Raw genomic sequence first — 14,287 nt, 5'->3', positions numbered from 1 at the left:
AAAGCCCTCACCGGGTGGTGAGGGCTTCGTATTATCCCAGATCGGCCATCAGCACTTTTGACCGGCGCTGATAGTTGTACATTTCTTTCTTACTCTCCGGCAGCGATTCAATGTCCACCGGTGTAAATCCGCGCTCCTGGAACCAGTGAATGCTGCGCGTAGTCAGCACGAACAGCTTGTTCAGCCCCATCTGACGCGCCTGAGCCGCCACGCGCTCAAGCAGCATTTCACCCCGTGAAGAGCTCCGGTAGTCAGGATGCACCGCGACGCAGGCCATTTCTCCGATCTGCTCTTCCGGGAACGGATAGAGGGCGGCGCAGGCAATGGTCAGGTTATCGCGCTGAATAATGGTGAATTTGTCGATCTCCATCTCCAGCTGTTCGCGGGAGCGCCGAACCAGAATGCCCTGCTGTTCCAGAGGGCGAATCAGCTCCAGAATTCCGCCGATATCATTGATGGTGGCGCGACGGATCTGCTCCGCGCTCTCCATCACAATCTGGGTGCCGATACCATCGCGGGAGAACAGTTCCTGCAGCAGGGCACCGTCTTCCTGATAGCTGATCAGGTGGCTACGGCGTACGCCGCTGCGGCAGGCCTTCACGGCACCGCGCAAAAAACGCACGGTACCCGAGTGGTAATCCCCTTCGGCTTCCAGCGCTTCCACGCGAGCCTGGGCCTCATTCGGGAAGAGCTCTGGCACAATCACCCCTTCATCATTCACGACGCCCTGGGAAGAGCAAAACCCAATCATTTTCTCCGCCTTCAGCTTGATGGCCAACTGAGTGGCAATCTCTTCTGAGGTGAGGTTAAAGCTTTCACCGGTCACGGACACTGCTACAGGCCCCATCAGCACGATGGCACCGCTGTCCAACTGGCGGTGAATGGCCTCTTCATCGATACGACGAATACGTCCGCTATGGCAATAGTCCACGCCATCGTCCACGCCGAGAGGCTGAGCGATGATAAAATTGCCGCTCACAACGTTGATGTGCGCGCCCTGCAGCGGTGTGTTGTTAAGGCTCATCGACAGGCGAGCGGTGATATCCAGCTGCAGCAGACCCGCCGCCTGTTTCACCAGCTCAAGGGTTTTCGCATCCGTGACGCGGGTATGTTTATGGTAAATCGGCTCGTGGTGATGCGCGGCCAGGTTGGCATCAATCTGCGGGCGCGCGCCATACACCACAACCAGGCGGATCCCGAGGCTGTGCAGCAGGCCAATGTCATTGACGATGCTGGAAAAGTTTTCATGCTCAATGGCTTCGCCGCCGAGCATGATGACAAACGTTTTTCCCCGATGGGCGTTGATATAGGGAACAGAATGGCGGAATCCCTGGACCAGTTCGGTTCTACGTTCCTTCACCATGACACAACCCTTAATGAATGTTTATTCGTAATTTCTGTATTTTTATTCGATTGTGGCCGTGTGTGCAAGCCTAAATTTTCTGCGACCCACAGAAATTGATAAGTAATCCGTGCGTTAGCGTATGAATGTTTACCCTTTTATAGATGACAGTTTATGCGTCATTCGTTAAAGTTTTCGGTCAATTTAGCGATTTTGTAAATCAATCACTTTTCTTGCTCGGGAGAAGCATGTCGGGATCCAATTCAGCAATAAGCCGCCGCCGGTTGTTAAAAGGGGCAGGGGCGATGTGGTTGCTTAGCGTCAGCCAGGTGGGTCTTGCCGCCACCAGTCAGGTGGTGGCGGTGCGCGTCTGGCCGTCGTCGACCTATACACGCGTCACGGTAGAATCCAATCGGGTGCTGAAATATAAGCAATTTGCTCTCAGCAATCCTGAGCGTGTGGTGGTGGATCTCGAAGGTGTTAACCTCAACTCTGTGCTTAAGGGAATGGCGGCGCAGATCCGCGGCGACGATCCGTTTATCAAATCGGCGCGCGTGGGTCAGTTTGATCCGCAAACCGTGCGCATGGTGTTCGAGCTGAAGCAAAACGTTAAACCGCAGCTGTTTGCCCTGGCGCCTGTTGCGACGTTCAAAGAGCGTCTGGTCATGGATCTCTATCCGGCGAATGCGACGGATATTCAGGATCCGCTGCTGGCATTACTGGAAGACTACAACCAGGGCAACCTGGAGAAGCAGGTGCCACCGGCCCAGAGTGGTCCGCAGCCCGGAAAAGCAGGGCGCGATCGCCCGATTGTGATCATGCTAGATCCTGGCCATGGCGGCGAAGACTCGGGCGCAGTGGGGAAATATCGTACCCGGGAAAAAGATGTGGTGCTGCAAATCGCCCGCCGGCTGAAGGCGCTGATCGATAAAGAAGGCAATATGCGCGCCTATATGACGCGAAACGAAGATGTCTTTATTCCACTGAAAGTCCGCGTGGCGAAAGCCCAGAAGCAGCGTGCAGACTTGTTCGTCTCAATTCATGCCGATGCGTTTACCAGCCGCCAGCCGAGCGGTTCGTCGGTGTTTGCGCTCTCGACTAAAGGGGCAACCAGCACCGCCGCAAGATTCCTGGCTGACTCTCAGAACGCCTCGGACCTGATTGGCGGCGTGAGCAAAAGTGGCGATCGCTATGTCGACCACACCATGTTTGATATGGTGCAGTCGTTGACCATCACCGACAGCCTGAAATTTGGTAAAGCGGTGCTGGGCAAGCTAGGCAATGTTAATAAGCTGCACAAAAACAGCGTTGAACAGGCCGGGTTCGCGGTGCTGAAGGCCCCGGATATTCCGTCGATTCTGGTCGAGACCGCGTTTATCAGTAACGTGGAAGAAGAGCGTAAGCTCAGGACGGCAAAATTCCAGCAGGAAGTGGCAGAGTCGATTCTGGCAGGGATCCGGGCGTATTTCTCAGATGGGGCGACGCTGGCAAGGCTTGGGTAGTTGAGTGCGCCGGGTAAACGCCCGGCAGTTTCACACACCGCAGATACAAAAAAACACCCTAAAGGGTGTTTATTGTTTTAGAAGTGTTGGTTGCGGGGGCCGGATTTGAACCGACGACCTTCGGGTTATGAGCCCGACGAGCTACCAGGCTGCTCCACCCCGCGTCCGTCTTTCTACTCTTGTAGAAACTTACTTCTTCAAATTTGATTGGTTGCGGGGGCCGGATTTGAACCGACGACCTTCGGGTTATGAGCCCGACGAGCTACCAGGCTGCTCCACCCCGCGTCCGTCTTTCTACTCTTGTAGAAACTTACTTCTTCAAATTTGATTGGTTGCGGGGGCCGGATTTGAACCGACGACCTTCGGGTTATGAGCCCGACGAGCTACCAGGCTGCTCCACCCCGCGTCCGTGGAAGCGCACTATACTCGGTTAGGTTTGTGATGCAACCCCTTTTTCACATAAATCATTAACTTTGTATGTAAATTGAACGGCGTTGCGATATTTGGACTATTTTTTGCTCAGAATTTGCCAAAGGGCATGTGATTCCGTTTCTTTAGAACAGTGGGTTTGTTATCTTCATCACGCGGTAATGGGCAACTTTAAGACGAGATATAATGAAAGGACGTTGGGCGAAGTATCTAATGACAGGGGCAATGGTAGCCATTCTTGCGGCCTGCTCTTCTAAACCGACCGATCGCGGTCAACAGTATAAAGACGGGAAGCTATCCCAGCCTTTCTCTTTAGTTAATCAACCTGATGCCGTTGGCGCACCGATCAACGCCGGAGACTTTTCCGAGCAGGTTTACCAGATCCGCAACGCATCGCCACGTCTGTATGGCTCACAGAGCAGCGTTTATAACGCGGTACAGGACTGGCTACGCGCGGGCGGTGATACGCGCAATATGCGCCAGTTTGGTATCGACTCCTGGCAGATGGAAGGGGCGGATAACTATGGCAACGTCCAGTTTACCGGTTACTACACCCCGGTTATCCAGGCGCGACACACGCGTCAGGGCGAGTTCCAGTATCCCATTTACCGAATGCCGCCTAAACGCGGTCGTCTGCCGTCCCGCGCTGAGATCTACTCCGGTGCGCTGAGCGAAAACTACGTTCTGGCCTACAGCAACTCGCTGATGGACAACTTCATCATGGATGTTCAGGGCAGCGGCTATATCGACTTTGGCGATGGCTCCCCCCTGAACTTCTTTAGTTATTCCGGTAAAAACGGTCATGCCTATCGCAGCATTGGTAAAGTGCTGATCGACAGAGGCGAAGTGAAAAAAGAAGACATGTCGATGCAGGCGATCCGCGAGTGGGGTGAAAAACACAGCGAAGCCGAAGTGCGTGAGCTGCTGGAACAGAACCCGTCGTTTGTCTTCTTTAAACCGCAAAACTTTGCGCCAGTGAAAGGGGCGAGTGCCGTTCCACTGATTGGCCGCGCCTCGGTAGCTTCGGATCGTTCTATTATTCCTGCGGGCACCACGCTGCTGGCGGAAGTGCCTCTGCTGGATAACAACGGCAAATTTAACGGTCAGTACGAGCTACGTCTGATGGTCGCGCTGGATGTCGGCGGTGCGATTAAAGGTCAGCACTTCGATATTTATCAGGGCATTGGCCCGGATGCGGGGCACCGTGCAGGCTGGTATAACCACTATGGGCGTGTATGGGTGCTCAAGGCAGCCCCTGGCAGCGGTAACGTATTCAGCGGCTGATTGTGGTATTCTGAGTCGTACTGAATTAACAGAGAAGGGTGAGGAATAACCTCACCCTTTTGACATCTGAGGTTTTATGTCTGTAGTAATCAGCGATGCCTGGCGTCAGCGTTTTGGCGGCACGGCACGTCTATATGGTGAAAAAGCCCTGCAGCTGTTTGCGGATGCGCATGTCTGCGTCGTGGGGATTGGCGGTGTTGGCTCTTGGGCGGCGGAAGCGCTGGCGAGAACCGGCATTGGCGCGATCACGCTGATTGATATGGATGACGTTTGCGTCACCAACACCAACCGTCAAATCCATGCCCTGCGCGATAACGTCGGGCTGGCGAAATCTGAGGTGATGGCGGAGCGTATTCGCCTGATTAACCCGGAATGCCGCGTGACGGTGATCGATGACTTTGTGACGGCAGATAACGTCGCCGAATACATGAGTAAAGGCTACAGCTATGTCATCGATGCTATCGACAGCGTGCGTCCAAAAGCGGCGTTGATTGCCTACTGTCGGCGTTACAAGGTTCCTCTGGTTACCACCGGGGGGGCTGGCGGGCAAATCGATCCCACGCAGATTCAGGTGGCCGATTTGGCAAAGACGATTCAGGACCCGCTCGCGGCCAAGCTGCGCGAGCGCTTAAAAAGCGATTTTAACGTCGTGAAAAACAGCAAAGGCAAGCTGGGCGTTGACTGTGTCTTTTCGACTGAAGCCCTGGTCTACCCGCAGGCTGACGGTTCGGTGTGTGCGATGAAAAGCACGGCGGAAGGGCCAAAAAGGATGGATTGCGCCTCAGGCTTTGGTGCGGCCACCATGGTGACCGCCTCTTTCGGCTTTGTAGCCGTCTCTCACGCCCTGAAGAAAATGATGGCGAAGGCGGAACGTCAGGCCTGAGCCTGACGCGCGGCATCCTGTACCGCCTCACTGAGTGCGACCAGGCCCTGACCGCGTGAGGCGCTGAGCTGCGCCCGTAGCCCCAGCTCATCGAACAATGCCAGCGGCGAGTGCGTCAGCAGCTCCGCCGCGCTTTTCCCTTCCACGGCGGTTAACAGTACCGCCAGCAGTCCGCGAACGATACGCCCTTCGCTGTCGCCAAAGAAATGCAGTTTTTCACCGGATACCGTGCATCCCAGCCAGACACGGTTCTCGCAGCCGGAAATCTCTTTCGCCTGCGCTTTGCGTTCGTCTGACAGCGCCGGCAACTGCTTGCTGAGCAGGATCAGCTGGCGATATTTATCTTCCCATTGCAACAGCGGGGCGAAAGTCTGTTTTAAGGTCTCTTCTGTGATAACCGTGCCAAACGGATGCTCGGCTAACGCTGAACTCGTCATTAATCCACCAGTATTTCAAGGGCGCGGTCAACGGCATCAACCAGCGCATCCACATCGCTTTGCGTATTATACGGCGCAAACGACGCACGCAGTGTACCGCTAACACCCAGCGCGGCCAGTAATGGTTGCGCGCAGTGCTGGCCGGCACGCAGGGCAATGCCATACCCGGCAAGCAGCGTAACCATATCGCTATGATGAACGCCGGCAAAATCAAAGGCCAGCAGGCTTGAGTCCTGCACGCGGAACGATCGAAAACCCGGACGTTTCTGCAGCGCTTCTTCTGCAAGCGTCGCCAGACCCCGGCTCCAGCGTTCTGCCTGAGCGATATCCGTTTCAGCCAGCCATTCAAGCGCGGCACTCAGGCCGATGACGCCTGCGACGTTCGGCGTTCCGGCTTCCAGACGGTAAGGGACATCCTGTGTTTTAAAGCCCTCAAAGGTCACCTCGGTGATCATTTTGCCTCCCCCAAGCCACGGCGTCATTTGCGCCAGCAGGGTCGGTTTTCCGTACAGCACCCCGATCCCGGTTGGGCCATACAGCTTATGTCCTGAGAAGGCATAAAAATCAATATCCAGCTTTTGTACATCAGCGGGGAAATGCACCACGCCCTGGGCACCGTCGACCATCACCACCATGTCGTTAGCGTGGGCCACGTCGATGGCCAGAGCCAGATCCGGGCAACCCCCTGTGACGTTCGACATTTGTCCAAGTGCCAGAATGCGGCTGCGGGGGGTAATGAACTCAGATAAGCGTGCTACGTCTGGCAGAAGATCTGCACCCAGCGGCAGTTTCACAATGCGCGCGCCCGTTTGCTCAGCCACCATCAGCCATGGAACCAGGTTGGCGTGATGTTCTGCCTCGCTGACAATAATTTCATCGCCGGGCTTTAGCCGCGGGCGCGCATAGCACTGGGCCACCATGTTAATGGCTTCAGTTGTGCCTCGCGTCCAGACGATGTTTTTCCCGCTTTCGGCGTTGATCAGGCGTGCGACCTGATCGCGTGCGGCTTCATAGCGCGCGGTTAATCGCTGTGCTTCGGCAAACTGGCTACGGTGCACGTTCCCGGCGCTCAGGCTGTAGAACTGCTGCGTCGCTTCAATGACTGCCTGAGGCTTAAGGGCGGTGGCAGCGCTATCAAGGTAAATACCGGCATCGGCCAGCGCCGGGAACTGTGCGCGAAACTGCGCGGGACTGAAAGCGTTCATGGAATTCCTCATCTCAATAGTGAGATCGTCGCGCAATTTCATCGGCAGGGCAAGGAGGTTGATATCTATCAGATTTGTCTGCTAATCCTTACTTATCCTGGCGACTCTGAAAAAGCAGGTTATGCTAAATAAGGTTAGGTGAATGTTTAAGCCTGTTATAAATCGATGTTTGAATAGCATTAATTGCTAAAGGAGAATAAGCATGAAAAAGACAGCCGCCATTATCTCTGCCTGTGCGTTGACCTTTGCCCTGAGCGCCTGTTCCGGTAACAACTACGTAATGCATACTAACGATGGCCGTTCTATCGTCTCTGAAGGGAAACCGACAACCGATAACGACACCGGTATGATTTCGTATAAAGATGCGAACGGGAACAAGCAGCAGATTAATCGCACTGACGTGAAGGAAATGAAAGAAATCGAGCATTAATCGATCGCAGGCGAAAAAAAAGCACCGCAAATTGGCGGTGCTACATTAATCACTATGGACAGACAGGGTAAATGTACAGGAAGTGAAAAATTGGTAGCGTTGCTACCGTGGTCTGAATCGCAGACCAATTGCAAACACAACAACACAACATCACAACCGTAAGCCAAAAGCCCTTCAGAACACGCATTCCGAAAAAAGCTCTTCGTTCCGGCTCAGGAAGTGCCGCCACTATAGGTATTTGCTGGTAGTTCCTCAACGGACAAATTATAATGGCTCAGATAAAAAAAACTAATAGGTTAAACATTGTTTCCTGTTTGTTAAATCTCGTTAACATCTAAGCCAGATAACCATGTCGAAGCGATTGCCACCCCTAAATGCATTACGTGTTTTTGATGCAGCAGCACGTCACCTGAGTTTCACGCGCGCAGCCGATGAGCTTTTTGTGACACAGGCCGCAGTAAGTCACCAAATCAAGTCTCTGGAGGATTTCCTGGGCCTTAAGCTGTTCCGTCGGCGCAACCGTTCATTACTGTTGACCGAAGAGGGGCAGAGCTATTTTCAGGATATTAAAGAGATTTTTTCCCAGCTCACGGAAGCCACGCGCAAGCTGCAGGCCCGCAGTGCAAAAGGCGCGCTGACGGTAAGTTTATTACCCAGTTTTGCCATTCAGTGGCTGGTGCCAAGACTCACAAGCTTTAACTCAGCTTATCCGGGAATCGACGTTCGAATCCAGGCGGTGGACCGTCAGGAAGACAAGCTGGCCGATGATGTGGACGTCGCCATTTTTTATGGCCGCGGTAACTGGCCAGGCTTGCGTGTCGAAAAATTATACGCAGAATATCTGCTGCCGGTCTGTTCACCGCTGCTCTTAACGGGCGAAAAGGCGCTGAAGACCCCCGCTGACCTGGCGCGACATACGCTTTTACATGATGCTTCTCGCCGTGACTGGCAAACTTATACCCGTCAATTAGGTCTTAATCATATAAACGTGCAGCAGGGCCCCATTTTTAGCCACAGCGCAATGGTGTTACAGGCTGCCATTCACGGGCAAGGCGTGGCGTTGGCGAATAACGTCATGGCGCAGTCCGAAATTGAGGCAGGCCGTCTGGTTTGTCCATTTAATGATGTGCTGGTCAGCAAGAACGCGTTTTATCTGGTTTGTCATGACAGTCAGGCAGAACTGGGTAAAATAGCCGCTTTCCGACAGTGGATTCTGGCGAAAGCGGCGAGTGAGCAAGAAAAATTCCGCTTCAGGTATGAACAGTAACTTTTGTGTGCCGGGCACGCATCACTTTAGGATTTAAACATGACCAGCCGATTCATGCTGATTTTTGCCGCGGTGAGTGGCTTTATTTTTGTTGCACTGGGCGCCTTTGGCGCACATGTATTAAGCAAGTCGTTGGGGGCGGTAGAAATGGGCTGGATCCAGACCGGCCTTGAATACCAGGCATTCCACACGCTGGCGATTTTTGGGCTGGCGGTGGCAATGCAGCGCCGCATCAGCATCTGGTTTTACTGGAGCAGCGTATTCCTGGCGTTAGGCACCGTGTTGTTCAGCGGTAGTCTGTACTGCCTGGCGCTTTCGCATTTACGCCTGTGGGCGTTTGTTACACCTGTCGGCGGCGTCAGCTTCCTGGCAGGTTGGGTATTAATGTTTATCGGAGCCATCCGTCTGAAACGCAAGGGCGTTGTTCATGAATAAGGTTGTTTTATATTGTCGCCCGGGGTTTGAGAAAGAGTGCGCCGCGGAAATTACTGATAAAGCGGCGAAGCGCGAAGTCTTTGGCTTTGCACGCGTTAAAGATAATGCCGGCTACGTCGTATTCGAGTGCTATCAGCCTGAGGATGCGGATAAACTCGCGCGTGAGCTGCCGTTCAGCTCACTGATTTTCGCTCGCCAGATGTTTGTTGCCGGTGAACTGCTAAAAGATCTTCCGCCGGAAGACCGCATCACGCCGGTTGTGGGTATGCTGCAGGGCGTCGTGGAAAAGGGTGGCGAGCTGCGTGTTGAAGTCGCGGACACCAACGAAAGCAAAGAGCTGATGAAGTTCTGCCGTAAATTCACCGTACCGCTGCGCGCTGCACTGCGTGACGCAGGCGTGCTGACAAACTACGAAACGCCAAAACGTCCGGTGGTGCATATATTCTTTATCGCCCCCGGCTGCTGCTATACGGGTTACTCCTACACCAATAACAACTCTCCCTTCTTCATGGGCATTCCGCGGCTGAAATTCCCTTCAGATGCGCCAAGCCGTTCGACCCTGAAGCTGGAAGAGGCGTTCCACGTGTTTATCCCGGCGGATGAGTGGGATGAGCGTCTGGCGAACGGCATGTACGCGGTCGATCTCGGCGCGTGTCCGGGCGGCTGGACCTATCAACTGGTGAAACGCAACATGTGGGTCTCTTCGGTTGATAACGGCCCGATGGCCCAAAGCCTGATGGATACCGGACAGGTCACCTGGCTGCGTGAAGATGGTTTCCGCTATCGTCCCACCCGCAACAACATCTCCTGGATGGTGTGCGATATGGTTGAGAAGCCGGCAAAAGTGGCCGCGCTGATGGCCTCCTGGCTGGTGAACGGCTGGTGCCGTGAGACTATCTTTAACCTCAAGCTGCCGATGAAAAAGCGCTATGAGGAAGTCTCGCAAAACCTGGCCTATATCCAGGCGCAAATGGATGAGCACGGCATTAACGTGGAGATTCAGGCGCGCCAGCTGTATCACGACCGCGAAGAAGTGACGGTGCACATTCGTCGCTGGTGGGCTGCTGTCGGCGGACGTCGCGACGAGCGATAATACGCGTTACATTGCCCGGTGGCGTTTTGCTTGCCGGGCGATTCATCTGAAAACGATTTAACGTTCTAAGCGCAACTGCTGCAAGTTCCCGTCCAGCTGTAAATCCGTCTGTAACGTCGCCACATCCCGGCAGATAAAGGCCATCTCTTTATGCGCCTCCAGCTTCTTGCGCCATTTTTCCGGGACCTCGTCCAGCCTGGCGTAAATCCCTTCCAGACTCTGAAAATCCGTCAGCAGTTGGGCGGCACTCTTCGGCCCGATGCCTGCCACTCCCGGAACCTTCGAGCTGCTTATTCCGGCCAGCCCCCAGTAGTCAGGAAGTTGTTCCGGCGAGACGCCAAACTCACTGGCGATAAAGGGGGCATCAAGCCAGCGCTTCTGGAAGTAATCGCGGATGCGGACGGTGGGCGAAAGCAGCTGGCAGTAGCCTTTATCGGTTGAGACGATGGTGGCCTGATGCCCGGCGTTCGCGACCTTGACGGCTAACGTGGCGGCCAGATCATCGGCTTCATTGCCATGGGCTCCCCAGCAGGGAACGCCGCGCTGTTCAAAGGCGGCGCGAATGGCCGGCATTTCGGCATGCAAATCGTCAGGCATCGGTGCGCGCCCGGCCTTGTAGTCGGGAAGGCGCTGGTGTCGCCAGCCGCTGTTACGCGCTTCGTCATCAAAAACGGCAACCACATGGGTCGGTTCGCTATGGCGGATAAGTTGCTCCAGCGCGTGCAGACACGTGTCCTTACAGGGTGTACCTTGCACCGCATGGATCCGGCGAATGAGGTTGAGCGCATCGACGATAAGCAAATGAACAGCCACAGATAATCTCCCTTCTGTTTAATGGGGGAAGGGTAACATTGTCAGCGGTGGGAAACTATGTGCGGCGGGGAAAACAGGAAGAAGCCTCGCAAAACGAGGCTTCCTGAAAGGCTTAATCGCAGGTCACGATCTTCATCGCCAGGCCGCCGCGAGATGTTTCGCGGTATTTGGCGTTCATATCTTTACCTGTTTCGTACATGGTTTCGATAACTTTATCGAGGCAAACGCGCGGTTCACTGGTACGACGCAGCGCCATACGTGCGGCGTTGACCGCCTTCACGGAGGCGATGGCGTTACGCTCGATGCAAGGCACCTGTACCTGTCCGGCAACCGGGTCGCAGGTCAGTCCCAGGTTATGTTCCATGCCGATTTCAGCCGCAATACAGACCTGTGTCGGGCTTGCGCCCAGCAGTTCTGCCAGACCCGCCGCAGCCATGGAGCAGGCGACGCCAACTTCACCCTGACAGCCTACTTCTGCACCGGAAATGGAGGCGTTCATCTTGTACAGTGAACCAATCGCACTGGCGACCAGCAGGTAGCGTGCCAGCGAGTTGGCGTTCACTTCGCGGATAAACTTGTCGTAGTACGCCAGTACTGCCGGAACGATACCGCAGGCGCCGTTAGTCGGTGCTGTCACCACGCGGCCACCCGCAGCGTTCTCTTCGTTTACCGCCAGCGCGAACATATTGATCCAGTCAACGACCGCCATAGGGTCCGTGGTCGTTTTGTCGGTGCTCACGAGCATCCGACGCAGCGCTGCCGCACGGCGTGGTACGCGAAGCTTACCGGGCAGAACGCCTTCGGTAGTGATCCCGCGTTCGATACCGCCGCGCATGACTTCCCAGACGTTGGTGAAGTGCTGCTCCAGTTCCGCTTTGCTGTGCAAGGCCAGCTCGTTTTTCATCATCAGGCCGGAAAGGGAGAGCCCTGTTTCCTGGCAGTGACGCTGAAGATCCGCCGCGGTTTTGTACGGATAAGGCACGTCAACGGAAGATGTGCTGGTTTCACCAAAGTGGTCTTCGTCGACGATAAACCCGCCGCCGATAGAGTAGTAAGTCTGGCTGTATACCGCTTTGTCGCCTGCCAGTGCGGTAATACGCATTCCGTTTTCGTGCAGTGACAGGTTGTCAGCATGGAAATTCATGCAATGATCAACCGGGAATTCCACTTCATGTTCGCCATTTGCCAGCAGCAGGCGACCGTGGGTATTGACGTCCTGGATGAAACCAGGGATCGCATCAATATCAACGGTATCCGGCAGGTTTCCTGCCAGGCCCATGATAATGGCGATATCGGTATGGTGGCCCTTACCTGTCAGGGAGAGAGAGCCGTACACATCGACAACCACGCGGGTTACGTCGTGCAAAATGCCGCGCGCAATCAAGTCATCCGTGAACTGCTTACCGGCTTTCATTGGTCCGACGGTGTGAGAGCTGGAAGGACCAATACCGATTTTGAAAATATCGAATACGCTAATCATGATGCGTCCATTGCTTTCAGTCAGAGGGGGAGGAGTGCGCCGTCCTGAGACGGCGCGGGTGATAATCAGAACATGGTGTACAGGGAGTAGAAGATTGCGGAGATAGCGATAAGCCCCATGATAACCACGAAGATATTGCTCATCTGACCGCTGTACTTGCGCATGGCAGGTACTTTCTGAATCGCGTACATCGGCATCAGGAACAGAATCATCGCGATAACCGGGCCGCCCAGGGTTTCAATCATGCCCAGGATGCTTGGGTTCAGCGTGGCAACTGCCCAGGTGGTGACCAGCATGAACAGCGCGGTCATCTTGTTCAGTTTGTTGACTTCAATGCTCTTGCCTTTACCGCGCAGAGATTTAATCACCATACCGTTGAAGCCTTCACGTGCGCCCAGGTAGTGGCCGAGGAAGGATTTGGTAATGGCGATGATCGCGATGATAGGTGCCATCCACGCGATGACCGGTGCGTTAAAGTGGTTCGCCAGGTAAGACAGAATGGTGATGTTCTGCTCTTTCGCTGCTGCCAGATCCGCCGGGGAGAGGCTCAGTACACAGCTGAAGACGAAGAACATAACGGTCAGCACCATCATGATGTGCGCACGCGCCAGGATGCTGGAGCACTTCTTCTCTGCACCGTCGCCGTACTCTTCACGCTTCGCCACGGCGAAGGAGGAGATGATCGGTGAGTGGTTAAAGGAGAATACCATCACCGGGATAGCCAGCCACAGGGTCATCAGCAGGCCGTTACCGGTTGCAGATGCGCTGCTCAGGGAGAGCGTTTCCAGCGCGGCACCGTGCCACTGTGGAATCAGATACAGCGCCAGTACCATCAGTGCAGCCACAAACGGGAACACCAGGATGCTCATCGCTTTCACGATCATCTGCTCACCGAAACGGACAATGGTCATCATGCCCACAATCAGGATCAGAGACAGAATGGCACGCGGTGGTGGCGTCATGTGCAGCTGGTGCAGCATGAAGCTTTCAACGGTGTTAGTGATTGCAACGCTGTAAACCAGCAAAATAGGGTAAATCGCGAAGAAGTAGAGCAGGGTAATCAGTTTACCTGCGCCCACGCCAAAATGTTCTTCAACGACTTCAGTAATGTCTTCGCCAGGATTTTTACCGGACAGCACGAAGCGGGTCAGGCCGCGGTGCGCAAAGTAGGTCATCGGGAAGGCAATGATAGCCATGATAATCAGCGGAATCAGACCGCCGACGCCTGCGTTAATAGGAAGGAACAATACACCAGCGCCGATAGCTGTGCCGTAAAGGCCAAGCATCCACATGGTATCTGATTTGCGCCAACCACTTCGGGATTCAATCGAAGCAACGGTGCTGGTTTGAGTGGTTTCCATCTGTATCTCCTGGAGGAAGCAAATTGTCAGGTTTGTAGTCAAATCCGATGAAAAAGTGCCTGACGGTAATATGAAATTCGTTCAGTGACGGTTTTTTAATAATTTTCGCCCGTAACTATTGGCGGGCGGAAAGATACATTCTCGTTATGAATCTATCAGTGATCCCGATCCCAATTGCAATAATCCACTTTTGATGTGGGCATCTTTAGACCATTTATCTATTAAAAAAACATCGAATAGGATTTACGGGCGCGAAGGCTACCATCAACAACATGTGAGCTAAAAGAGTACCCGCGAAGATAGGTGTCTTACGCTGTAAAGAAATG

Annotated in this window: 13 protein-coding genes and 3 tRNA genes; 7 read left to right on the top strand and 9 right to left on the bottom strand. The window is 54.3% G+C overall.

What is annotated here, in order from left to right:
- Positions 1–31 precede the first annotated feature (31 nt).
- A complete protein-coding gene (gene argA, locus F8561_RS03530; RefSeq protein ID WP_020883786.1) occupies positions 32–1,363 on the bottom strand; it encodes an amino-acid N-acetyltransferase in 1,332 nt (443 codons plus the stop codon).
- Positions 1,364–1,590: 227 nt separating this feature from the next.
- Here argA and amiC point away from each other — a divergent pair, with 227 nt between their 5' ends.
- The gene (gene amiC / locus F8561_RS03525) at positions 1,591–2,844 is read left to right on the top strand and encodes an N-acetylmuramoyl-L-alanine amidase AmiC (protein ID WP_020883787.1); all 1,254 of its coding nucleotides are present in this window, start codon (positions 1,591–1,593) and stop codon (positions 2,842–2,844) included.
- An 87-nt stretch (positions 2,845–2,931) separates the two neighbouring features.
- On the opposite strand, the gene F8561_RS03520 is transcribed toward amiC, so the two are convergent.
- The 3 genes from F8561_RS03520 to F8561_RS03510 form a co-directional block, all read right to left on the bottom strand.
- Positions 2,932–3,008: transfer RNA gene (locus tag F8561_RS03520), tRNA-Met, on the bottom strand.
- Positions 3,009–3,052: 44 nt separating this feature from the next.
- A tRNA-Met gene (locus F8561_RS03515) sits at positions 3,053–3,129 on the bottom strand.
- A 44-nt stretch (positions 3,130–3,173) separates the two neighbouring features.
- Positions 3,174–3,250 (bottom strand) — tRNA-Met (locus F8561_RS03510).
- Positions 3,251–3,459: 209 nt separating this feature from the next.
- On the opposite strand from F8561_RS03510, the gene mltA reads away from it, so the two are divergent.
- Both mltA and tcdA read left to right on the top strand, forming a co-directional pair.
- Positions 3,460–4,557: a murein transglycosylase A gene (mltA, locus tag F8561_RS03505; RefSeq protein WP_151887153.1), complete on the top strand. Its 1,098-nt coding sequence runs from the start codon at positions 3,460–3,462 to the stop codon at positions 4,555–4,557.
- A 76-nt stretch (positions 4,558–4,633) separates the two neighbouring features.
- The gene (tcdA, locus tag F8561_RS03500) at positions 4,634–5,440 is read left to right on the top strand and encodes a tRNA cyclic N6-threonylcarbamoyladenosine(37) synthase TcdA (protein WP_006811804.1); all 807 of its coding nucleotides are present in this window, start codon (positions 4,634–4,636) and stop codon (positions 5,438–5,440) included.
- On the opposite strand, the gene csdE is transcribed toward tcdA, so the two are convergent.
- Together csdE and csdA are read right to left on the bottom strand one after the other, a co-directional pair.
- Complete coding sequence (gene csdE / locus F8561_RS03495) at positions 5,431–5,877, bottom strand: cysteine desulfurase sulfur acceptor subunit CsdE (protein ID WP_032680377.1); 447 nt, start codon at positions 5,875–5,877, stop codon at positions 5,431–5,433. The two genes, tcdA and csdE, sit on opposite strands and share 10 nt — an antisense overlap.
- Entirely contained in the window at positions 5,877–7,082 is a 1,206-nt protein-coding gene (csdA, locus tag F8561_RS03490) for a cysteine desulfurase CsdA (RefSeq protein WP_025203350.1), read from the bottom strand. The genes csdE and csdA overlap by 1 nt, the downstream gene beginning before the upstream one ends.
- 202 nt (positions 7,083–7,284) lie before the next feature.
- On the opposite strand from csdA, the gene F8561_RS03485 reads away from it, so the two are divergent.
- The 4 genes from F8561_RS03485 to rlmM all read left to right on the top strand — a co-directional run bounded on the left by F8561_RS03485 (position 7,285) and on the right by rlmM (position 10,307).
- On the top strand, positions 7,285–7,512 hold the full coding sequence (locus F8561_RS03485) for a YgdI/YgdR family lipoprotein (protein ID WP_003862759.1): 228 nt from the start codon (positions 7,285–7,287) through the stop codon (positions 7,510–7,512).
- 349 nt (positions 7,513–7,861) lie between these two features.
- On the top strand, positions 7,862–8,779 hold the full coding sequence (gene gcvA / locus F8561_RS03480; RefSeq protein ID WP_014171433.1) for a glycine cleavage system transcriptional regulator GcvA: 918 nt from the start codon (positions 7,862–7,864) through the stop codon (positions 8,777–8,779).
- A gap of 39 nt (positions 8,780–8,818) precedes the next feature.
- Positions 8,819–9,214 (top strand): DUF423 domain-containing protein, encoded by a 396-nt coding sequence (locus F8561_RS03475; RefSeq protein WP_008499646.1) that lies wholly within the window; start codon positions 8,819–8,821, stop codon positions 9,212–9,214.
- Entirely contained in the window at positions 9,207–10,307 is a 1,101-nt protein-coding gene (gene rlmM / locus F8561_RS03470; RefSeq protein WP_025203351.1) for a 23S rRNA (cytidine(2498)-2'-O)-methyltransferase RlmM, read from the top strand. The genes F8561_RS03475 and rlmM overlap by 8 nt, the downstream gene beginning before the upstream one ends.
- Before the next feature lie 57 nt (positions 10,308–10,364).
- Here the strand turns inward: rlmM and xni are convergent, their stop codons facing one another.
- The 3 genes from xni to F8561_RS03455 form a co-directional block, all read right to left on the bottom strand.
- Positions 10,365–11,120, bottom strand: coding sequence for a flap endonuclease Xni (xni, locus tag F8561_RS03465; protein ID WP_020883792.1), 756 nt, complete (start codon positions 11,118–11,120; stop codon positions 10,365–10,367).
- 112 nt (positions 11,121–11,232) lie between these two features.
- Positions 11,233–12,600 carry an L-serine ammonia-lyase gene (locus F8561_RS03460; protein WP_032680378.1) on the bottom strand — a complete coding sequence of 456 codons (1,368 nt, stop codon included), beginning with the start codon at positions 12,598–12,600 and terminating at the stop codon, positions 11,233–11,235.
- Positions 12,601–12,665: 65 nt separating this feature from the next.
- Positions 12,666–13,961 (bottom strand): HAAAP family serine/threonine permease, encoded by a 1,296-nt coding sequence (locus tag F8561_RS03455; RefSeq protein ID WP_025203352.1) that lies wholly within the window; start codon positions 13,959–13,961, stop codon positions 12,666–12,668.
- Positions 13,962–14,287 lie beyond the last annotated feature (326 nt).

The organism is Enterobacter sp. 198 (assembly GCF_009025585.1).
In the GTDB taxonomy this organism is placed as follows: Bacteria; Pseudomonadota; Gammaproteobacteria; order Enterobacterales; family Enterobacteriaceae; genus Enterobacter; species Enterobacter ludwigii.
The sequence above is the reverse complement of the archived record's forward strand: the minus strand, read 5'-3'. Positions and strand labels throughout refer to the sequence as shown.

Coding starts and splice junctions, on each gene's coding strand:
- argA (WP_020883786.1), bottom strand. CDS start 1,363: ATGGTGAAGGAACGTAGAACCGAACTGGTCCAGGGATTCCGCCATTCT.
- amiC (WP_020883787.1), top strand. CDS start 1,591: ATGTCGGGATCCAATTCAGCAATAAGCCGCCGCCGGTTGTTAAAAGGG.
- mltA (WP_151887153.1), top strand. CDS start 3,460: ATGAAAGGACGTTGGGCGAAGTATCTAATGACAGGGGCAATGGTAGCC.
- tcdA (WP_006811804.1), top strand. CDS start 4,634: ATGTCTGTAGTAATCAGCGATGCCTGGCGTCAGCGTTTTGGCGGCACG.
- csdE (WP_032680377.1), bottom strand. CDS start 5,877: ATGACGAGTTCAGCGTTAGCCGAGCATCCGTTTGGCACGGTTATCACA.
- csdA (WP_025203350.1), bottom strand. CDS start 7,082: ATGAACGCTTTCAGTCCCGCGCAGTTTCGCGCACAGTTCCCGGCGCTG.
- F8561_RS03485 (WP_003862759.1), top strand. CDS start 7,285: ATGAAAAAGACAGCCGCCATTATCTCTGCCTGTGCGTTGACCTTTGCC.
- gcvA (WP_014171433.1), top strand. CDS start 7,862: ATGTCGAAGCGATTGCCACCCCTAAATGCATTACGTGTTTTTGATGCA.
- F8561_RS03475 (WP_008499646.1), top strand. CDS start 8,819: ATGACCAGCCGATTCATGCTGATTTTTGCCGCGGTGAGTGGCTTTATT.
- rlmM (WP_025203351.1), top strand. CDS start 9,207: ATGAATAAGGTTGTTTTATATTGTCGCCCGGGGTTTGAGAAAGAGTGC.
- F8561_RS03460 (WP_032680378.1), bottom strand. CDS start 12,600: ATGATTAGCGTATTCGATATTTTCAAAATCGGTATTGGTCCTTCCAGC.
- F8561_RS03455 (WP_025203352.1), bottom strand. CDS start 13,961: ATGGAAACCACTCAAACCAGCACCGTTGCTTCGATTGAATCCCGAAGT.